General features: G+C 74.6%; 12 protein-coding genes. 3 read left to right on the top strand and 9 right to left on the bottom strand.

Going from position 1 to position 21,056, the window contains the following annotated elements:
• Positions 1-5 precede the first annotated feature (5 nt).
• The 4 genes from OG392_RS24125 to OG392_RS24110 all read right to left on the bottom strand — a co-directional run bounded on the left by OG392_RS24125 (position 6) and on the right by OG392_RS24110 (position 8,515).
• On the bottom strand, positions 6-3,434 hold the full coding sequence (locus tag OG392_RS24125) for an ATP-dependent helicase (RefSeq protein WP_329282785.1): 3,429 nt from the start codon (positions 3,432-3,434) through the stop codon (positions 6-8).
• A gap of 79 nt (positions 3,435-3,513) precedes the next feature.
• On the bottom strand, positions 3,514-4,329 hold the full coding sequence (locus tag OG392_RS24120; protein WP_329282783.1) for a hypothetical protein: 816 nt from the start codon (positions 4,327-4,329) through the stop codon (positions 3,514-3,516).
• A gap of 86 nt (positions 4,330-4,415) precedes the next feature.
• The gene (locus OG392_RS24115) at positions 4,416-7,925 is read right to left on the bottom strand and encodes an ATP-dependent helicase (RefSeq protein WP_329282782.1); all 3,510 of its coding nucleotides are present in this window, start codon (positions 7,923-7,925) and stop codon (positions 4,416-4,418) included.
• A gap of 224 nt (positions 7,926-8,149) precedes the next feature.
• The gene (locus OG392_RS24110; protein ID WP_329282781.1) at positions 8,150-8,515 is read right to left on the bottom strand and encodes an MGMT family protein; all 366 of its coding nucleotides are present in this window, start codon (positions 8,513-8,515) and stop codon (positions 8,150-8,152) included.
• A gap of 174 nt (positions 8,516-8,689) precedes the next feature.
• Between OG392_RS24110 and OG392_RS24105 the strand changes: the two genes are divergently transcribed.
• The 3 genes from OG392_RS24105 to OG392_RS24095 all read left to right on the top strand — a co-directional run bounded on the left by OG392_RS24105 (position 8,690) and on the right by OG392_RS24095 (position 14,671).
• Positions 8,690-11,335 carry a lysylphosphatidylglycerol synthase transmembrane domain-containing protein gene (locus OG392_RS24105; protein ID WP_329287419.1) on the top strand — a complete coding sequence of 882 codons (2,646 nt, stop codon included), beginning with the start codon at positions 8,690-8,692 and terminating at the stop codon, positions 11,333-11,335.
• A gap of 80 nt (positions 11,336-11,415) precedes the next feature.
• Positions 11,416-12,993, top strand: coding sequence for an alpha/beta hydrolase (locus tag OG392_RS24100; RefSeq protein WP_329282780.1), 1,578 nt, complete (start codon positions 11,416-11,418; stop codon positions 12,991-12,993).
• 85 nt (positions 12,994-13,078) lie between these two features.
• A complete protein-coding gene (locus OG392_RS24095) occupies positions 13,079-14,671 on the top strand; it encodes an alpha/beta hydrolase (RefSeq protein ID WP_329282779.1) in 1,593 nt (530 codons plus the stop codon).
• Positions 14,672-14,738: 67 nt separating this feature from the next.
• Here the strand turns inward: OG392_RS24095 and moeZ are convergent, their stop codons facing one another.
• The 5 genes from moeZ to OG392_RS24070 all read right to left on the bottom strand — a co-directional run bounded on the left by moeZ (position 14,739) and on the right by OG392_RS24070 (position 21,006).
• Positions 14,739-15,917: an adenylyltransferase/sulfurtransferase MoeZ gene (gene moeZ, locus OG392_RS24090; RefSeq protein ID WP_189835720.1), complete on the bottom strand. Its 1,179-nt coding sequence runs from the start codon at positions 15,915-15,917 to the stop codon at positions 14,739-14,741.
• A gap of 63 nt (positions 15,918-15,980) precedes the next feature.
• Complete coding sequence (locus OG392_RS24085) at positions 15,981-16,724, bottom strand: spherulation-specific family 4 protein (protein ID WP_319309981.1); 744 nt, start codon at positions 16,722-16,724, stop codon at positions 15,981-15,983.
• Positions 16,712-17,683, bottom strand: a complete 972-nt coding sequence (locus OG392_RS24080) for an NAD-dependent epimerase/dehydratase family protein (protein ID WP_329282776.1) — start codon at positions 17,681-17,683, stop codon at positions 16,712-16,714. The genes OG392_RS24085 and OG392_RS24080 overlap by 13 nt, the downstream gene beginning before the upstream one ends.
• A gap of 202 nt (positions 17,684-17,885) precedes the next feature.
• Positions 17,886-19,337 (bottom strand): hypothetical protein, encoded by a 1,452-nt coding sequence (locus OG392_RS24075; RefSeq protein ID WP_329282774.1) that lies wholly within the window; start codon positions 19,335-19,337, stop codon positions 17,886-17,888.
• Positions 19,330-21,006 (bottom strand): glycosyltransferase, encoded by a 1,677-nt coding sequence (locus tag OG392_RS24070; protein ID WP_329282772.1) that lies wholly within the window; start codon positions 21,004-21,006, stop codon positions 19,330-19,332. The genes OG392_RS24075 and OG392_RS24070 overlap by 8 nt, the downstream gene beginning before the upstream one ends.
• Between the last annotated feature and the right edge of the window lie 50 nt (positions 21,007-21,056).

Genomic DNA, 21,056 nt, shown 5'->3' with positions numbered 1-21,056 from the left:
CGAGCCTATCCGGCGCCCGGGGGTGCCTCTTCCGGCAGGAGGGCCCGACCGGCGTCCGGGGCCGGCTCTCCGAGGAGGAGGGCCTCCAGCTCGGCCCGGCCGGGCAGGCGGGTGGGGCGGGCGACCTCGCCCGTCCGTACGTAGACGAAGGCGGCGGCCACGTCCTCGGGCGCGAGGCCGTGCTGCTCGGCCCAGGCGAGCCGGTAGATCGCGAGCTGGAGCGGGTCCGCGCTGCGCTGCCGGCTGGTCTTCCAGTCGACGATCTCGTACGTGCCGGAGTCCGGGTCCCGGTAGACGGCGTCGATCCGGCCCCGGACGACCCGGCCGCCGAGCGAGAGGTGCACGGGGACCTCGACCCGGTACGGGGTGCGGTGGGCGTACTCGGTACGGGCGAAGGCCTCCTTCAGTTCGTCGAGGTCCCGCTCGTCGAGGATCTCCGGCTCCCCCGCGAAGTCCTCCCCGCCGGGCAGCTCCTCCGGGCCGAGGAACGGCAGCGGCAGCTCCTCGAACCGGGACTCCACCCACGCGTGGAACCGGGTGCCCCGGCGGGCGGCCGGCTGCGGGGCCTTCGGCATGGGCCGGGCCAGCTCCTGGGCGAAGCCGTCGGGGTCGGAGGCCAGGCGCAGGACCTGGGAGGCGGAGAGGTACGCGGGCAGGACGACGTCACGGGTGGTGGCGCGGGCGCGGCGGAGTTCGGTGGTGAGGGCGGTGAGGTCGCGGTCCCAGGAGGCGATGGTCCTGGTGTCCTCGGGGGTGGGACCGTGCCCGGGCTCGCGGGGGGCGGGGACCGCGTCCGCGTGGGTGTCCTCGGGGAGTTCTTCCTCGTCCCAGACGGGTTCCTCCTCGTCCGGCCAGAGGTCCTCCGGCCGCGGGTCCCGGGCGACGGGCGCCGCGCTGCCGGGGTCGTGCGCGCCGGGCCCGCCCTGCGCGGCGATCGTCTCCAGCCGGGTGCGGACGAGGGCCGCCGCCTCCTGCCGGCGTCTGAACGACTCCCGGTCCAGCGGGAGCGGCCAGGGCTCGTCGCCCTCCGCCTCCGTCAGCGTCGGGTTCCGCGCGTCCTTCTCCGGTTCCTCCGCCCACGCCTCGATCTCCCCGTGGCCCGTCTCGCAGTGGGCGTACAGGGCCTGGAGGAAGTCCGACGGGCCACGCGGCTTCTTCTGCGACGGGCCCCACCAGTGGGCCGAGCCGAGGAGAAGGCTGCGGGGGCGGGTGAAGGTGACGTAGCCGAGGCGGAGTTCCTCGGTGTGCTGGTGGTCCCGCATCTCGTTCTTGAAGGCGGTGAGGGCCTTCGCGTTCCAGGTGTCGACGGCCGGCAGGGTCGCCGCGTCGCCGCGCAGGGCGTGCGGGAGGACCTGCGGCTGCGAGGTCCACGACTCCCGGGCCCGGGCGCTGGGGAACTGCCCGGTGACCAGCCCGGGGACGGCGACGACGTCCCACTCCAGGCCCTTGGACTTGTGGGCGGTGAGGACCTTGACGGTGTTCTCGCCGCCGGGGAGGGCGTTGTCGAGGCCCTTCTCGAACTGGACGGCCGTGCGCAGGTAGCCGAGGAAGGCGAGGAGGCTCGCCTCGCCGTCCAGGGAGGCGAAGCCGGCGGCGATGTCGAGGAAGTGGCCGAGGGTCTCGCGGCGGCGGGCGGCGAGCGCGTGCGGGGAGGCGGACAGTTCGACCTCCAGGCCGGTCGCCGAGAGCACCCGGTGCAGCACGTCCATGAGCGGGTCGGCGAGCGAGCCGCGCAGGGCGCGCAGCTCGGCGGCGAGGCGCGCGAAGCGGACCCGGGCGTCGGTGGAGAAGGCGAGGCCGTCGTCGGCGGCGCCGCCGGAGTCCAGGAAGGTGTCGAGCGCGTCGGCGAGGGAGACGACCTCGGCCGGGTCGACGCCCTCGACGGCGGCGGCGAGCCGCTGCTCGGGGTCGGGGTCGTCGCCGCCCCGGTGGACGAGGTGCCGGGCCCGCCTGCCGAGGAGGGCGAGGTCGCGGGGGCCGATGCGCCAGCGGGGGCCGGTGAGGAGGCGGACCAGGGCGGCGTTGGCCCCCGGGTCCTGGAGGACCTCGCAGACGGCGACCAGGTCGGCGACCTCGGGCAGGTGGAGGAGGCCGGAGAGACCGACGACCTCGACGGGTACGTCACGGGCGACGAGGGCCGCGTGGATGGCGGGGAAGTCGGTGGCGGTACGGCACAGGACGGCGATCTCGCCGGGCTCCCGGCCGGTGCGGACGAGGTGGGCGAGGGAGTCGGCGAGCCAGTCGATCTCCTCGGCGTGGGTGGGCAGGAGCGCGATGCGGACGCTTCCGTCGGCCTCGGCGCCGGGCGCGGGACGCAGCGCCTCCACGCCCGCGTGCATGGCGCGCAGGGGGGTGGCGAGTCCGTTGGCGAGGTCGAGCAGGCGGCCGCCGCTGCGCCGGTTCTCGGAGAGCGAGTAGCGGTCGGCGGGGCTGCCGTCCGCGTGCGGGAAGTGCTCGGGGAAGTCGTCGAGGTTGGCGACGGAGGCGCCGCGCCAGCCGTAGATGGCCTGGCACGGGTCGCCGACGGCGGTCACCGCGTGGCCGGTGGCGCGCTGTCCGGTGCCCTGGCCGAAGAGGCCGGAGAGCAGCAGCCGCTGGGCGACGGAGGTGTCCTGGTACTCGTCGAGGAGGACGACCCGGAACTCGTCGCGGAGGATCTCGCCGACCTCGGGCCGGGTGGTGGCCAGCTCGGCGGAGCGGGCGATCTGGTCGCCGAAGTCGAGCAGGTCGCGGGAGCGCTTGGCGGTGCGGTAGCGGACGACGAGGTCGAGGAGTTCGCGGCGGGCGGTGGCGGCCTCGGGGATCTTGCGCAGCTCGGCGTTGCTGAGCCTGGCCTCGGCGAGGGCGGCGAGCAGCGCGGAGTCGTACGAAAGAAGTCTTTCCGGCGGTACGAGGTGCTCGGCGAGCTCGGCGTCGAGGGCGAGCAGGTCGGTGATCAGGGTCGTGAAGGAGCGGGTGAGCGCCGGGTACGGGCCGGGGGCCTCGCGCAGGACGCGGGCGGCGAGCTGGTAGCGGGTGGCGTCGGCGAGGAGCCGGGAGGTCGGTTCGAGGCCGATGCGCAGGCCGTGGTCGGTGAGGAGCCGGCCGGCGAACGCGTGGTAGGTGGAGATCCGCGGCTCGCCCGGGGGGTCGTCCGGGTCGATGACGTCGGGATCCGTCACTCCGGCGCGGACGAGGGCGGTGCGGACGCGCTCGGCGAGCTCACCGGCGGCCTTGTTGGTGAAGGTGAGGCCGAGGACCTGCTCGGGGGCGACCTGGCCCGTGCCGACCAGCCAGACCACCCGGGCGGCCATCACCGTCGTCTTGCCGGAGCCGGCTCCGGCCACGACGACCTGCGGGGCGAGCGGCGCGGTGATGCAGGCCGTCTGCTCCGGGGTGAACGGGATGCCGAGGAGCTCCTTGAGCTGCTCGGGGTCGGTGATGCGTGCGGTCACCCCAAAGAGGCTAACGCGGCGGACCGACAGTCCGGTCCGCTGCGGCGCCGTCCGGCCCGGCGGACCGGGGAGACCCTCCTCACGCGGGCGTGCCCTGGTCCAGCTTCGACAGGTCCACCGTCTCTGCGGCGGGCGGGACCACGACGCGGACGGGCTTGTCGTAGTCGGAGAGCCGTATCGCGCCGGGTTCGGCGCCGGCCTTGACCATCCTCAGGATGTACGGCTTGCCCTTCTGGGACACGGACACGGTGGTGGTCTCCGTGGTCCCGCCGTCGGTCCTCTTCTTCACGAGGTTCGCGACGGGAGTGCCGTCGATCTCGGAGTCGGGGCCCCTGGTGAGTCCGCGGCGTTCCGCCTTGTCCTTGTCGAGGTCGGCGAGGAGCGACTTCAGGTCGCAGACGCCGCTGAGGTCGGCGCTGCCGGCCTGCCCCGGGGCGATCTTCAGCCAGCGGCCCTTGACCAGCTCGACCGTGGGGTCGATCTGGGCGTCGGGCATTCCCTGGGAGGCCATGGAGACGCGCCAGAAGGCCTCGTCGCCCTTCATATAGGTGATCCGGTCGATCTTGCGGAGCTCGGCGGTGCCGCCCTTGATCCTCATCACGCCGGTGCACTCGTCGCGGTCGTTCACGGCGAAGTCGATGTCGAGGGGCTGTCCATCCGTGACGACCCGGCCGGTCATCCTGAGCGCGGTCGCCGACCGGGTCGCGGCGACCGCCTTGTCGCCGATCTCGTCGGCGGTGAGACCGGAGAACGGGTCGGGCGAGGGCGCCGTCACCGGGGGTGCGGCGGCCGCGGTGGCGCTCGTCGCCGCCCAGGCCGCGACCGGCGCGGGACCCGTGACGACGGCGACGGCGCAGACGACGGCCGCGGCGCGGAGCTTTCGGTGGGTCGCCATGCGAGCCTCCTCGCGGTTTCCCCGATCCCTGTCCACCAGGGTCTCCCCGCGCGCGCGTGCCCGCGACTCCGCGCCCGGGCCTCCCGTCACTCGACGACCTGGCGGCCCTCCGGCTGGGCGCTGCAGGAGGCGCGGAACGAGCAGTTCGCGCAGTGCTGTCCGGTGGTGGGGGTGAAGCGCTCGTCGAGGACCCTCCCCGCGGCGTCGGCGAGCAGCGCGCCGACCCACTCCCCGGCGAGCGGTTCCTGTGCCTGGACCTTGGGGAGGGCGTCGCCGCCCTCCTTCTGCGGGGCGGCCTGCCGGAGCTGGACGAGTTCGGCGCCGCCCGGCTCCGGCCGCCGCCCGTCGAGGACCTCGTCGAGGGCGCCCTCGCGGACCGCGAGCTGGTAGACGGCGAGCTGCGGGTGCTGGGCGACCTCGTCCTTGGTGGGGGACGACTTGCCGGTCTTGAAGTCGACGACGTACGCGCGGCCGTGTTCGTCGGTCTCGACGCGGTCCATGGAGCCGCGGATGCGGACCTCGTAGGCGCCCGCCTCCAGGGTCACGTCGAAGCCGTGCTCGGACGCGGCCGGGGTGCGCCCGCCGCGGTCCATGACGTGCCAGCTCAGGAAGCGTTCGAGCGCCACGCGCGCGTTCCGCTTCTCCTGGTCGGACTTCCAGGGGGCGTCGAAGGCGAGGGCGTCCCACACGGAGTCCAGGCGGGCCATGAGGACGTCGAGGTCGGCGGGGGTACGGCCGGAGGCGACCTCGTCGGCGAGGACGTGGACGACGTTGCCGAAACCCTGGGCTGCGGTGGCGGGGGCCGCGGCCTTGACCTCGCGGCCCAGGAACCACTGGAGGGAGCAGGTGCTCACCAGGTTGTCCAGGGAGCTCGGCGACAGGGCGACGGGCCGGTCGCGGTCGCGCAGCGGCTCCGGGCCGCGGGTCGGCTCGAACAGGCCCCACCAGCGGTCCGGGTGGGCGGCCGGGACCAGCGGCTGGCCGTCCTCGTCGGTGAGGGCGGCCAGCTCGGCGAGCCGGTGGGCGGCGGCGTCGCGGAGCGCGGGCGAGGCGTCCGGGTCGACGGTGGTGGCGCGCAGCTCGGCGACGAGCGCGGAGACGGCGAGGGGGCGGCGGGGGCGGCCGGGCACGTCCTTCGGTTCGGCGCCGAGTTCGGTGAGGAAGCGGGAGGGCTGGTCGCCGTCCTCGGCCGCGGCCTTCACGGCGGTGACGACGAGCCGGTCACGCGCGCGCGTGGCGGCCACGTAGAAGAGGCGGCGTTCCTCGGCGAGGAGGGCGCCGGGGGTGAGGGGCTCGGCGAGGCCGTCGCGGCCGATGCGGTCGGCCTCCAGGAGCGAGCCGCGGCGCCGCAGGTCGGGCCAGAGGCCCTCCTGGACCCCGGCGACGACGACGAGGCTCCACTCCAGGCCCTTGGAACGGTGGGCGGTCATGAGGCGGACGGCGTCGGGGCGGGTGTGGCGGCGGGTGAGGGTGTCGGCGGCGATGTCCTGCGCGTCCAGCTCTTCGAGGAAGTTGAGGACACCGCGGCCGCCGACGCGCTCCTCGGCGCGGGCGGCGGTCTCGAAGAGGGCGCAGACGGCGTCGAGGTCCCGGTCGGCGTTGCGGCCGGCGGGCCCGCCGCGCAGCGCGGCGCGCTCCAGGCGGCCGGGCCAGGGGGTGCCGCTCCAGAGCACCCAGAGGGCCTCCTCGGCGGTGCCGCCGTCGGCGAGGAGGGTGCGGGTGTCACGGAGCAGGTCGCCGAGCCGCTTCGCGCCGCGGGTGTAGGCGGGGTCGTGGGCGGCGAGGCGTTCGGGTTCGGCGAGGGCGCGGGCGAGCAGGACGTCGGAGGGCGGCGGGACCTTGTCTCCCGCGGCCCGCGCCTCGTCGCGCAGGGCGCGGCCGAGGCGGCGGAGGTCGGCGGGGTCCACCCCGGCGAGGGGCGAGGCGAGCAGCTCCAGGGCGGTCTCGGTGGGGAGCCAGCCCGCCTTCTCCCGGGCGTCGTCGTCGGCGGTGTCCGCCGTCTCCGGGGCGCCGGTGGTGCTCGCCGTCTCCGGGGCGCCGGTGGTGTCCGCCGTCTCCGGGGCGCCGGTGGTGCTCGCCGTCTCCGGGGCGCCGTCGGCGGCGGGGCCCGCCGACTCCGAAGTGTCGTCCGGGGCCCCCGCCGTCCCCTGAGGACGTCTGCCCACGACCGAGGCCACGGCCCGCAGGGCCAGCAGCAGGGGGGCCACCGCCGGTTCGTGGCGCAGGGGGGTGTCCGCCGCGTCGGTCTCCACGGGGACTCCCGCCGAGGTGAGGGCGCGGCGGAGGGACGGGAGGACGGCGGCGGCGCGGGTGAGGACGGCCATGTGCTGCCAGGGGACGCCGTCCTCCAGGTGGGCGCGGCGCAGCAGGTCGGCGATGTTCTCGGCCTCCGCCGACGCCGTCGGGTAGGTGTACGCCTCGGCCCGGCCCCCCTCCCGCGCCGCCGTGAGGTCCCGGTGGGCGCGGACCTTGTCGGCGGGGAGCCGGGGCATCGGCATCCGCTGGGCGAGCTGCCGGGTCGCGCCGAGCAGTTCCGCGCCCGAGCGGCGCGCGGTGCGCAGGACGCGGACGTCCGCGCCGCCGAAGGACTCGGGGAAGTCGAGGATGCCGTTCACGTCGGCGCCCCGGAAGGCGTAGATGGACTGGTCGGGGTCGCCGAAGGCGACGACGGTGCTCCCGCCCGTCGCCCGGCCGCCCCCTCGCACGGACGCCTCTCGGGCGGCCCGTGTCGCACCGCCCGCGAGGGCGTGCAGCAGCCGGACCTGGGCCGGGTCGGTGTCCTGGTACTCGTCGACGTAGATCGCGTCGTACGCGGGCAGGCTGATGTCCTCGGCGAGCAGTACGGCCCGGTGGACGAGCTCCGTGTAGTCGAGGACGCCCTGGAGGTCGAGGACGTCCAGGTACTCGGCGAGGAAGCCGGCGGCGGCCTTCCAGTCGGGTCGGCCGACCCGCTCGGCGAAGCGGGCGAGGGCGTCCGGTCCGAGGCCGAGTTCGCGGGAGCGCGCGAGGACGGCGCGTACCTCGTCGGCGAAGCCCCGGGTGGTGAGGCAGGCGCGGAGTTCGTCGGGCCAGCGGATGTGCCCGAGCCCGGTCCTCTCCAGGTCGATGTGGCCGGCGAGCAGCTCCCGTACGGCGAGGTCCTGCTCGGGTCCGGAGAGCAGCCGCAGTGGTTCGGCGAAGAGTTCGGCGTCCTGGTGGGCGCGGATCAGGGCGTAGCAGTACGAGTGGAAGGTGGTGGCCTGCGGCGGGCGGCGGCCGCCGAGCCGGGCGGCCATGCGGTCGCGGAGTTCGACGGCGGCCTTGCGGCTGAAGGTGAGGACGAGGAGCCGTTCGGGGTCGGCGCCGTTCTCCATCCGGGCGGCGACGGCCTCGACCAGGGTCGTCGTCTTGCCGGTGCCGGGTCCGGCGAGGACGAGAAGAGGTCCGCCGTCGTGGTCAACCACTTCGCGTTGGGTTGCGTCCAGCTGAGGGGAATCCATCGGGGCCGGCGTGGTGCGCACCAGTCGGTACGCGCCCGGGTTCCGCGGCCGTCCCGAACCCGGGTACGGCTGTCCCTGGTACGGCGGCGTACGCCGGGTGGTCGAGGAGGTACTCACGTGGGTCGCCGGTCCTGGTGGGAGTGGTGGTGCGGGTGAGGCGGCCGTCCGCCGTGGCCGTCCGCCGGGCGCCTCGGCCCGCCGTCGCCTCGGGAGACGCGAACGTCGACGTTACGCGAAACGGCCCGCCGCCGAGCCGTACTCCGCGCCCCCTCCCGTACCGCGTCCGCCCCCTCCGGCACCGCTCACGCCCGGTCCCGCACGGTCGTCCCCGGCCGGCGGGCTCAGGTGTGAGTTCCGTCCCAGCGGGCCCGCCGCATGTCGATCCTCGGCAGGTGCCCCTCGGCCGCCGCGCCCCGCTCGCGCAGCGGCGTGCCCTCCTCGCGGTAGTGGTCGAGGGCCCTCAGCTCGTGGCCGGGGAGCAGCGTGCCGTCCGAGCGGACCACCCGCCACCAGGGCGCCGTCCCGCCGTACAGTGCCATGACCCGGCCGACCTGGCGGGGTCCTCCCTCGCCCAGCCATTCGGCGACGTCGCCGTAGGTCATCACCCGGCCGGGCGGGATCCCGTCGGCGACGTCGAGCACCCGTTCCGCGTACTCGGGCAGTTCTCCGGTCTCCCCCACGGGCACCTCCATGCTCATCCGCCCCATCCTGCCTCACCCCACCGACATGGCCCTGATGCCTCCGCGCGGCGGCTCTTCATGCCACCATCGTGCGGGCGGTGACTGGTGATACGAGATCAAGAGCGACAAGTACAAGAACAACAGCCGGACCAACAGCGAGAACGAGAACGACACGACGCGCATGCAGAGACGGACATGGTGATGGCACCGGACACCCAGCCCCCCGAGGAGGGCCAGGCCGACGTGCCCGAGCGGGTCTCCGGCGACGAGCCCCTGCTCGCCGCCCGCGTCCACCGGCCCTCGGACCTGATGCGGCTGCTCGCCGGTCTGCTCGCCATCGGGCTCGTCATCGCCGTCGCCGCGTTCGCCCACGCGACGACCTCGGGCCTCGAGGAGGACATCAACAAGGGCGCCGTCGGCGCACCCGATGTCTTCGTCAAGATCGCCGGTCTCGTCTCCTCCATCGCCGTCCTCCTCGTACCCGTCGCCTTCGCCATCGAACGCCTGATCAAACGAGACGGGCTGCGGATCGCGGACGGCGTCCTCGCCGCCGTGCTCGCGCACGGTCTCACCCTCGCCACGGACCTCTGGGTCGCCCAGGCGGCGCCCGGCACCATCCAGGACGCGCTGACCCAGCCGGCGTCCGGCGGCGGACTCACCGACCCCGTGCACAACTACCTCGCACCGGTGATCGCGTACATGACCGCCGTCGGCATGGCCCGCAGGCCACGCTGGCGGGTGTCGCTCTGGGTGGTGCTGCTGCTCGACGCGTTCACCATGCTGGTGGCCGGCTACACCACCGCGCTCTCGATCATCCTGACCGTCCTGATCGGCTGGACGGTGGCGTACGGCACCCTGTACGCGGTCGGCTCCCCCAACGTCCGGCCCACCGGTCAGACCCTCCTCGCCGGTCTGCGCCGGGTCGGGTTCCGGCCGGTCACGGCGCTGCGCGCCGAGGGCGTTCCCGACTCCTCGGACAGCGGCGACCGGGGCCGCCGGTACATCGTGACGCTGGAGGACGGGCCGCCGCTCGACGTCACCGTCGTGGACCGCGAGCAGCAGGCGCACGGCTTCTTCTACCGCGCGTGGCGGCGGATCACCCTGCGGACCATCACCACCCGCCGGTCCATCGTCTCGCTGCGGCAGGCCCTGGAGCAGGAGGCGCTGCTCGCGTACGCGGCGATCGCCGCCGGGGCGAACGCGCCGAAGCTGATCGCCACCTCCGAGCTCGGCCCGGACGCCGTGATGCTCGTGTACGAGCACATCGGCGGCCGCAGCCTCGACGCGCTCGACGACGACGACATCACCGACGAGCTGGTCCGCAGTGCCTGGCGGCAGGTACGGGCGCTCCAGTCACGCCGGATCGCGCACCGCCGGCTCACGGGCGACGCGATTCTGGTGGATCGTTCCGGCAGAGTGATCCTCACCGACCTGCGCGGCGGCGAGATCGCGGCCGGCGACCTGATCCTGCGGATGGACATCGCCCAGCTGCTCACCACCCTCGGTCTGCGGGTCGGTGCCGAGCGCACGGTCGCCGCGGCCGTCGAGGTGCTCGGTCCGGACGCCGTCGCCGACTGTCTGCCGCTGCTCCAGCCGATCGCCCTGAGCCGCTCCACGCGCGCGACGCTGCGAAGACTGGCCCGCGAGCGGTCGGCACGCGAGCGGGAGGCCGTGCTCGCCGCCTCCGAGACCGCCAAGCACGAGCGGGAGCTGGCGAAGGCCCAGGCCGCCGAGGCCGCCGCCGACCCGACGGCGGCGCGGGCGGAGACCAAGGCCGAGAAGAAGGCGGACAAGAAGGCCGAGAAGCGGGCGCTGGACACGGCGCTCGACGAGGCCCGCGAGGAGGACCTGCTGGCCCAGATCCGGCGGCAGGTGCTCCTCATCCGCCCGCAGGCGCCGGCGGAGCCGGTCCGGCTGGAGCGGATCAAGCCACGGACCCTGGTCAGTCTGATCGCGGGCGCGGTCGCCGCGTACTTCCTGCTGTCGCAGATCTCCCGGACGCCGCTGTCGACCATCAGCGAGGCGGACTGGCGGTGGGTGGCGGCCGCAGTCGTGTTCTCCGCGGTCAGCTATGTGGCGGCGGCCATGAGTCTGCTCGGTTTCGTGCCCGAGCGGGTCGGATTCTGGCGGACGGTGGTGGCCCAGGTCGCCGGCTCGTTCGTGAAGATCGTCGCCCCGGCGGCGGTCGGCGGTGTCGCCCTGAACACCCGCTTCCTCCAGCGCTCGGGGGTCCGGCCGGGGCTCGCGGTGGCGAGCGTGGGTGCCTCCCAGCTCTTCGGGCTCGGGGCGCACATCCTGCTCCTGCTCGCCTTCGGCTATCTGACGGGGACGGAGCGGTCACAGTCCTTCACCCCGTCGAGGACGGTCATCGCCGGTCTCCTCACGGTCGCGGTGCTCGTGCTCGTCGTGACGGCGATCCCGTTCATGCGGAAGTTCGTGTCGACGCGGCTGCGCTCGCTCTTCGCCGGTGTGGTGCCGCGCATGCTGGACGTGCTGCAGCGGCCGATGAAGCTGCTCACCGGCATCGGCGGGATGCTGCTGCTCACCCTCACCTTCGTGCTCTGTCTGGACGCCTCGATCCGGGCCTTCAACCACGGCCCCGTCTCGATCAGCTACGCGAGCGTGGCGGTCGTCTTCCTCGCGGGCAACGCGCTCGGCTCGGCCGCGCCGACCCCGGGCGGCGTGGGAGCGGTCGAGACCGCGCTCACCTTCGGTCTGGTGGCGGTCGGCCTCCCCATCGAGGTCGCGACCCCGGCCGTACTGCTCTACCGCCTGCTGACCCTGTGGATCCCGGTCCTCCCGGGCTGGATCTGCTTCAACTGGCTGACGAAACGCGAGGCGCTGTAGGCGGCGGAGCCACCTCCGGGCGCCACCCGCATGGCCCCCCGTCCCGCGCGGCGGCGGGAGCCCCGGCACACCATGGGCCTATGCCGATCTCCGCCGCGCAGCGCGCCGCTCTGCTCACCGCCTCCACCGTGCTGCTCGCCGCCGGCTGCTCGGACTCGGACGGCGCCGACACGGCGGACGCGACGAAGCCGAGCGGCACGGCCGGGATCTCGGCGCTGGCGGCGCAGAAACTGTCCTGGGCCCCGTGCCCGGCACCGTCCGCCGCGGAGGGCGGCGGGCCGGCGCCCTCCCCGCTGCCCGGGGGCGCCACCTGGGAGTGCTCCTTCCTCCAGGCCCCGCTCGACTGGTCGGTGCCGGAGGGCGAGACCATCGAGCTCGCGCTGATCCGGGCCCGGGCCCGGGACCAGGACCGGCGGATCGGTTCGCTCGTCTTCAACTTCGGCGGGCCGGGCGGCTCGGGGGTCACCGCGCTGCCCGGCTTCGCCAACGACTACGAGTCCCTGCGCAGCCGCTACGACCTGGTCTCCTTCGACCCGCGCGGGGTGGGCCGCAGCGACCCGGTGGAGTGCCTCACCGACAAGGAGCTCGACGCCTACTACGCCCTCGACTTCACCCCCGATGACGAGGCCGAGGAGCGGACGCTCTCCGAGGCGCAGAAGAGGTACGCGGCCGGCTGCGACCGGGACGCGGGACCGGCCCTGCCGCACGTCGGCACCGAGAACGCCGCCCGGGACATGGATCTGATGCGCCAGGTCCTCGGCGACGACCAGCTGCACTACTTCGGCATCTCGTACGGCACCGAACTCGGCGGCGTCTACGCGCACCTCTTCCCGAAGAACGTCGGCCGGGCCGTCTTCGACGCGGTCGTCGACCCGGACGCGGGCGTCGAGGACGGAGCGCTCGGCCAGGCGAAGGGCTTCCAGCTCGCCCTGGACAACTTCGCCCAGGACTGCGTGGACCGCGGCGACGCGTGCACCCTGCCCGGCTCGACCGCCGCCGAGATCGAGACCTTCGTGACCGACCTCCTCGCCTCCCTCGACAAGGAGCCGATCCCCGGCATCGGCGAACGCAAGCTCACCCAGACGCAGGCCACCAACGGCATCGCGCAGGCCCTCTACTCCAAGGAGTTCTGGACCTATCTGGAGCAGGGCCTCTCCGACGCCGAGGGCGGCGACGGGGCGCTGCTCCTCACCCTCTCGGACTCGATGAACGGGCGCGGCCAGAACGGCTCCTACAGCAACATCCAGGCCGCCAACGCCGCCATCAACTGCGTCGACTTCAAGGAGCGCTACACCCTCGGCCAGGCCAAGGAGCGGCTCGGCCGGTTCCGCGAGGCCTCCCCCGTCTTCGGCGATTTCATGGGCTGGGGCCTCTCCAGCTGCTCGCAGTGGCCGGTGCCCGGGACCTGGGAGCACCCGGACGTCTCCGCGCCGGGCGCGGCGCCGATCCTGGTCGTCGGCAACACCGGCGACCCGGCCACCCCGTACGAGGGCGCCCGGTCGATGGTGGAGGCGCTCGGTGACGGGGTCGGCGTGGAGCTGACGTACGAGGGCGAGGGCCACGGTTCCTACAACAGCGGCGACGCGTGCGTGAAGAAGGCGGTCGACGCCTACCTCCTGGACGGCAAGGTCCCGGCCTCCGGCACCGTCTGCAAGTAGCCGCGGGGCCGCCCTCCGGGCGGCGACGGGAGCGGGAGGACAGGACCTAGGATGGGCCGCCCTGTAGGGCTCCTGGGGGGAACACATGTCCATACGCGTACGGGTGGCGGTCCTTGCCGTCACCGGCCTGCTGGTCGCGGGCTGCACGAGCGGCGGCGGAGCGCCCCCCGTCGCCCCGGGCCCGAGGACGACCACGGCCGACGCCAAGCCCCCGGCCACCGCCGCCCCCTCGGCCACCGCCGCCACTCCCCCGCTCCCCGCGGCCCTCACCGGCCAGCGCCCCGACTGGCGGTCCTGCCCGGCACCCGGGCCCGACGGGGCGAAGCCCGGCGAGAACTGGCGCTGCGCCACCGTGAAGGTGCCGCTCGACCACGCGAAGCCCGAGGGCGCGACCATCCCGATCGCCCTGATCCGCAGGAAGGCCGACCGCGAGGCCGACCGGATCGGCTTCCTGCTCTTCAACTTCGGCGGCCCCGGCGCCTCCGGCGTCGACATCCTGCCGCAGGTCGAGGAGGACTACGGGACGCTCGCCGAGCGCTACGACCTGGTGGGCTTCGACCCGCGCGGGACCGGCCGCAGCTCCGGAGTCGTCTGCCGGACCGACGCCGAACAGGCCGCCGCCGAGGCCACCGTGGACCTCACCCCGGACTCGGCCGCCGAGGAGGCCGCGTTCCTCCGGGACAACGCCGCCTTCGCCGCCGGCTGCGCCCGCCGCTCCGCCACGGTCCTCCCGTACACCACGACCACCGCGACCGCCCGCGACCTGGACCTGATCCGGCGGGTCCTCGGCGACGACAGGCTCCACTACTTCGGCATCTCGTACGGGACACAGCTCGGCGGCACGTACGCGCACCTCTTCCCGAAGAACGTGGGCCGGCTCGTCCTCGACGCGGTCGTCGACCCGACGGCCGACACCGTGGCGCACGCCCGCCACCAGACGATCGGCTTCCAACGGGCCCTGGGCAACTACCTGAAGAGCACCGGCCAGGACCCCGAGGACGGCACCGAGCGGATCGCACGCCTGCTGCGGAAGCTCGACCGGGCCCCGCTGACCGTCGGCGAGCGGAAGCTCACCGAGGGCCTGGCGCTCACGGGCATCGCGGTGACGCTGTACGGCCAGGCCAACTGGCCCCTCCTGACGGCGGCCCTCGCGGAGGCCGAGAAGGGCCGCGGCGGCGCCCTGCTCGAACTCGCCGACCACTACAACGACCGTGACGCGAACGGCCACTACGCCACCCAGTCGCACGCGCAGCGGGCGATCTCCTGCGCCGACTCCAGCGCCCGCCCGACCGCGGCGGAGGCGAAGGCGCTGATCCCCGCGTTCCGGCGGCTGTCCCCCGTGTTCGGCGAGTTCCTCGCCTGGGACACGGCCGGCTGGTGCGCCGAGTGGCCGGTGAAGGGCGAGCGGGCGAACCCCGAGGCGAGCGCCCCGGGCTCGGCCCCGGTCCTCGTCGTCGGCACGACGGGCGACCCGGCGACCCCGTACGAGGGCGCGGAGAAGATGGCGAAGGAACTCGGCGCGGGTGTCGGCGTCCTCGTCGCCAACGAGGGCGAGGGACACGGCGCGTACGGCACGTCGTCGTGCGCGACGGCGACGATCGACGCGTACCTCCTGGACGGCAAGGTCCCCGCGTACGGCACTACCTGCTCCAGCGGGACGGCTCGCGGCCGGGCGTGACGCCGAGCGGGGCATGAGAGGGGGCCCGGATCTCGTGTCGAGATCCGGGCCCCTTCCGTTCGGCCGACTAGTAGACCGGCTTCTCGGGCTCGATCTGGTGGACCCAGCCGATGACGCCGCCGCCGACGTGCACCGCGTCGGCGAAGCCCGCGGACTTCAGCACGGCGAGGACCTCCGCGCTGCGGACACCGGTCTTGCAGTGCAGGACGATGCGCTTGTCCTGCGGGAGGTCCTGGAGGGCGGTGCCCATCAGGAACTCGTTCTTCGGGATCAGACGCGCGCCCGGGATCGAGACGATCTCGTACTCGTTCGGCTCGCGGACGTCGATGATGTCGATGTTCTCGCCTTCGTCGATCCACTCCTTGAGCTGCTTGGGAGTGATCGTGGAGCCGAGCGCCGCCTCCTGGGCCTCCTCGGACACGACGCCGCAGAAGGCCTCGTAGTCGATGAGCTCGGTGACGGTCGGGTTCTCGCCGCAGACCGCGCAGTTCGGGTCCTTGCGGACCTTCACCTGGCGGTACTGCATCTCCAGGGCGTCGTAGATCATCAGGCGGCCGACCAGCGGGTCTCCCACGCCGGCGAGGAGCTTGATGGCCTCGGTGACCTGGATGGAGCCGATGGACGCGCACAGCACGCCCAGGACGCCGCCCTCGGCGCAGGACGGGACCATGCCCGGCGGCGGGGGCTCCGGGTAGAGGCAGCGGTAGCAGGGGCCGTGCTCGGACCAGAAGACGGACGCCTGGCCGTCGAACCGGTAGATCGAGCCCCAGACGTACGGCTTGTTCAACAGCACGGCCGCGTCGTTGACGAGGTAGCGCGTGGCGAAGTTGTCGGTGCCGTCGACGATCAGGTCGTACTGGCTGAAGATGTCCATCACGTTCTCGGCCTCGAGCCGTTCTTCGTGGAGGATCACGTTCACGTACGGGTTGATGCCGAGCACGCTGTCGCGTGCCGACGCGGCCTTGGAGCGGCCGATGTCGGCCTGGCTGTGGATGATCTGGCGCTGGAGGTTCGACTCGTCGACCTCGTCGAACTCCACGATGCCGAGCGTGCCCACGCCGGCGGCGGCCAGGTACATCAGCGCCGGCGAGCCGAGACCGCCGGCGCCGACACACAGCACCTTGGCGTTCTTCAGCCGCTTCTGCCCGTCCATCCCGACGTCCGGGATGATCAGGTGGCGGGAGTACCTGCGGACCTCGTCTACGGTGAGCTCGGCAGCCGGCTCGACCAGGGGTGGCAGCGACACGGGGACTCCGGTTGTCGGTATGTCAGTACGGTTCTTCTCCCCGTAACACTGCCACGCCCCTTCTCATTCCGAGACACCCGGTCCGATCCGCGAGACGATTTCGTCCCAGTAGCCGGGCAGCGAGTGGAATGGCGCGCTTTGTCCCGGGCCCCCCGCGCGGTCGGTGAAGAAGATCGTCCCGGCCCCCTGCCAGCGGGCGATCCGCAGGGCCTCGTCCAGGTGGGTGCGGGGGACGCCGTGCACGAGATGGACGAACTTCGCTTCCGTGTACTCGGCCGTCCACTCGGCCACCTGCGACCAGCGGTAGTCCGCCCAGGCACCCGAGAAGGTCACCAGCTGGTCGGCGGTCTCTGCGTATCCCGGATGGGGATGGGTGCCGTGGCCGAGGACGAGGTGGGCCTCGCCGCCGAGGACCGCCTCCAGGGTGGCGGTGACCCGCCGCACCCCGGCCAGGTCCGCCCGGTCCGCGGGGCAGCGGTCCAGGTAGTAGCCGTCGACCTTGTACCAGTCGACGAAGCGGTGGGCGTCCGAGACCAGCTCCCCGAACGGCCGGGAACCGTACGCGGCGTCCAGATGCCCGAGGACCCGCACCCCGGCGTTACGGAGCTTCCCCGCCGCCTCCAGGCAGTGCGGGTCCGGACGGCTGCCCGGGCCCTCCGCCACATTGAGCACCGCCCAGTGCAGCGGGGTTCCGGGGCGGGTCAGCTCGCCCCACTCGACGGGGGCGAGCAGCGGGTGGGCGTAGCCGGGCACGCCCACCCCCAGGGCCTCCTTCACCGCCCCCGTGGTCGCCGTCAGATGCGACACGCCGCCTCCATCCAGATGTCGGCGAGCGACTCCTCCAGATTGATCCGGGGCCGCCAGCCGAGCCGGTCGCGGGCGGTCCGGACGTCGGCCTGCTGCCAGGGGCCGCAGCCGTCGGGATACGGGTAGGGGGCGGCGGCCAGCTGGTCGGCGATGGTCCCCTCGGTGCGGGGGGAGCCGATCATCGGGCGCTGCGGGATGCCGTGCGGGGCGTCCAGCTCGTGCAGGTTGCCGGAGTAGCCGGCGACCCTGGCGAGGACGGCGGCGGCGTCCCGGAGCCGGACCGCGCGGCCCGTGCCGATGTTGACGACGCCCTGGGCGGCGGAGAGCGAGGCCGCGTGCACGGCCCGGGCCACGTCCCGGACGTCCACGAAGTCCCGCTGCACGCCGAGGCCGCTGAGCTTGAGCTCGCCGTCGCCGGCCTGCATGGCCCGGCGCATCGCCTCGGCGAGGCGTCCGAGCGGCGAGCCGGCGGGGGTGCCGGGGCCGACGGGCGAGAAGACGCGGAGGACCACGGCGTCGAGGCCCGAGCCGAGGACGAGTTCGGTCGCCGCCAGCTTCGACACTCCGTACGGGCCGCCGGGGCGGGGTACGGCGTCCTCGGCGGTGGAGGAGCCGGGCTGGCTCGGCCCGTACTCCGAGGCGCAGCCGACCTGGACGAGGCGGGCGCCGCAGCCGCTGCGGCGCAGGGCCTCGCAGACGGTGGCGACGGCGACGGTGTTGTGCCGGGTCAGGTCGCGGGCGCCGCCGCGGGTGGCGCCGGCGCAGTTGACGACGACCCCGGGATGGACGGCGTCGAGGAACCGGGTCAGCGCGCCGGGGCTGCCGGAGGCGAGGTCGAAACGCACGTCGGCGTCGTCGCCCCTGCCGAGCGCGGTGAGGTGGACCGCCGGGTCGGCGAGGAGCCGGTCGGCGACGAAGCGGCCGATGAAGCCGTTGGCTCCGAGCAGTAGCACCCTCATCGTGCGGCCCCTTCGTGCCGACCGGCCGTTCCTTGGGGTTGCGGGGTCATGGTCTTCGGTCTCCTTGCGAGGTGATGAGAGAGGTGACGGGGCGCGCCCGCGGCGTCGGCTCCGCGGGTGCGAAAGGGTTTCCTGACGGCAGGCTGGGCGGGGTGGGGAGCGCGGTGGCCGCCCGGCCTCCGACGGGGGTGGTGGCGGGTTCTCACGGGGTGGCGTGGGCCGAGGCCCGGGCTAGGGAGCCGGTCGCGTGGGCCAGCAGGCCGAGCGCGGCGGCGCCGCAGACGAGGGTGGGTACGGCCCCCGGACCCCAGGTGTCGACGACGGTCCGCACGGGGGCGGCGAGCGCGTCGAAGCCGGGAAGGGGGACGCGGGCGGCGAGGACGCTCGTGAGGGCGAGCGCCTCGGCGGCGCTGGCGGCGGCGAGGGCGGCCGCGGCCGTCTCGGGGAAGCCGTGGACGGTGAGGAGCCGGGCGAGCAGCAGGAGCGCGCCGAGGGCCAGGGCCCCGGGGCTGAACCCGGTGAGCGCGAGCAGCAGGGTGAGGGCGAGGAGTTGGAGGGTCACGGTGCCGAGGAGCAGCGGGCGGGTGCCGGCGGCGAAGTCGGCGAGGCCCCGGCTGTCGGCGATCCGGCGGCGGGCGCGGTGGGCGAAGAGCCGGGCGCACCAGGCGGCGGGGGCGACGGCGAGGGCGAGGGCGAGGACCGGTCCGGGGGTCAGGTCCCAGGGACCGTCGGGGCCTCCGCTGAGCACCTGGGTGAGGAGTCCGTCGCCGCACACCGCGTACGCCACGAGCCAGACGGTCCAGAGCCGGGCGGCGGGCACGGTGCCGCCGTCGGGGGCGCGGAAGGGGCCGCGCCGGACGGCGAGGAGGAGTGCGGCGGTGAGCAGCAGGGCTCCGGTCGCGCCGAGGGCGAGGCGTACGGGCCCGTGGGTGACGGCCAGTCCGATGCCGGTGAGCGCGGCGGCGGCGCCGGGGGTGAGGACGGCGAGTGCCCAGGGGTCGGTGTCCGTGCGCGGGGGCGCGGCGGGTGCGGGGGTCTCGCCGCCGCGGGGCACGCGCGCGTAGAGCTCCTCGGCCAGCGAGAACACGTCCCGGTGCCGGAAGCGTGCGGCGGTCCGGTCGGTGAAGCCCTGTGCTTCGAGCCCGGCGGCGATCTCCAGCGGGTCGACGGCCCGGGCGCAGAGTTCCCGGTGCCGGTGCATGAGGACCTTGACGGGGTCGGCGGTGCCGCGCCGGGGGCGGCCGGCGGGAGTTCCGGCGGGGGCGGGGACACCTGCCGGGGCGTGCGTCGCGGGGACGGGGGCGGACGGCTCGCCGGAACCGGTCGTGTCCGGGGTGTCGGGCACGACGAGCGGGCCCGACGGGGCGGGCGGCGTGGTCGGCGTGGTCGGCCGGGGTGTGCCCTCCGCCGCCGGGGCGACGGTCGGCGCGCCGTCCTCCCACCGGGGCGTCGCCGGCTCCCCCGGGGCCGGGGCTATCCCGGACGGCGGGGTGTCGGCGTGCCCCTCGGGGGTGTGCGGGTCGAGGGCGCCACCGGCGCGAGGGGTCAGCGGGGTCGGTGCGGGGGCGCCGAGGAGGGCCTCGGAGCGGGCGTCCCAGGCTCCGGGGCTCGTCGGGGCGGCGGAGCCGCGCATGGGGGTGTCTCCTTCAGGCATCGGGGGCTCCTGTCCCGGCGGCCACGGCCTTGTGCGCCCAGCTGCCCGGCACGTGCGCCTCGGCGGGGTGGGCGAAGGGCACGCCGTCCCCGGGGCGGTGGCGCACCGGCGCGTGGGAGAGGAGTTCCAGGTAGATGCCGCGGAACGCGGCGAGGTTCTGTTCGACGGTGAAGAGTTCGAGCGCGCGGGCGCGGGCCGCGGCGCCCAGGCGGTGGCGGCGCTCGGGCTCGCGGAGCAGCGCGAGACAGGCGTCGGCGAGCGCCCTCGGGTTGCGCGGGGGGACGACGAGCCCGGTGCCGCCGATGATCTCGACGACCGCGCCGACGTCGGTCGAGACGGTGGCCCGCGCGCAGAACATCGCCTCGACGAGGCTCGTGGGGAAGCCTTCGACGACGCTGGACAGGACGACGACCGCGCCGGAGGCGTAGGTGTCCTCCAGGGTGGGTGCCTCGGGGCCGCCGAGCTCCTCGAAGGTGACCGGGTTCTCGCCGACGGCGTGCGCGCCGGCGGCCTCGTCGGGGAAGAGCTGCGCGGCGAGCCCCTTGATGTGGGCGAGGTAGGCGCCGGAGCCGGGGTCCCGTACCGGGACGGCGACGATCCTCAGCCGGGCGTCGGGCTGCCGGGCGCGGATCTCGGCGAAGGCGTGCAGCAGGGCGATGAGGTCCTTGGCGGGTTCGGCCCGGCCGACCCAGACGAGGGTGGCGGGGTCGCCGCTCTCCTCGTCCTCGCCCACCTCGGCGAAGCGGTCGGCGGCCATGCCGGGGTGGACCGTGCGGAGCCGGGCGCGGTCGGCGCCGCACTTCTCCTGCCAGCGGCGGGCGTGGGCGTTGCCGGGGGTGAGGAGGGCGGCCTGCCCGTAGACCTCGGCGGCGAGCCGGCCGTGGAGGGCGGCGAGCAGGGTGCGCAGGGGGGCGGAGCGGTCGGTGCCGGCCGTCGAGAGGTAGTGGGAGCGGAGCTGGACGCCGTACTCGGTGACGAGCAGCGGGGTCCCGAAGAAGCGTTTGGCCAGCAGGCCGGGGAGGGCGGTGGTGCCGCCCGCGGCGGCGTGGCAGAGGTCGGCCGCGCCGAGCGCGTCCTCCGTGTACCAGTCGAGGGAGAGGGGGCGCAGGGTGCGCGCGAGGTGCTCGACGAAGGCGAGGTGGTCGGGGAGTCCCGCGGCGGCCGCACCCCGGCGTGCGCCGGGCGCTCGGCAGGCGGATTCGAGGGTGCGGACGGCGTCGTCGGAGCGGAGCGCGCCGGGGAGTCCGCCGCGCTCGCGGGCGAGTTCGGCGAGCGCGTAGAGCCCTTCGGCGAAGGCGCTCCCGGCCTCGTTCCCCGTCTCCCCCGGCCCGGCCGGGTGCTCCCCGCACACCCCCACCGCGAGTCGGTGGAAGGCCTCGACGAACCGTCGGCGCTCGCGGCGGCCGTAGGCGCGGCGGGCGGCGCGGCGCTCGCCGAAGGCGGTCCGTTCAAGAAGGTTCCGGCCCGCCGGGCCGCAGTCGGGGCCGCCGTGGTCGGCGGTGCGGGCGAGGCGGGCGTTCGGGGGGAGCGGTCGCGGGGTGCCGGTCCCGGTGAGGGCGTACAGGTCGAACTGGTGCTGTCCGAGTCCCCGTACGAGCCGCTCGCACCAGAGTCCGGACTCACCGGTGGCGTACGGGTAGCCACCCTCCGTCAGCAGTCCGATCCGCATGAGTGCACCCCCGATCTCCCTTGACGACGGCCACCGTTGGTCCGGCGACT

The organism is Streptomyces sp. NBC_00691 (assembly GCF_036226665.1).
Lineage (GTDB): Bacteria > Actinomycetota > Actinomycetes > Streptomycetales > Streptomycetaceae > Streptomyces.
The sequence above is the reverse complement of the archived record's forward strand: the minus strand, read 5'-3'. Positions and strand labels throughout refer to the sequence as shown.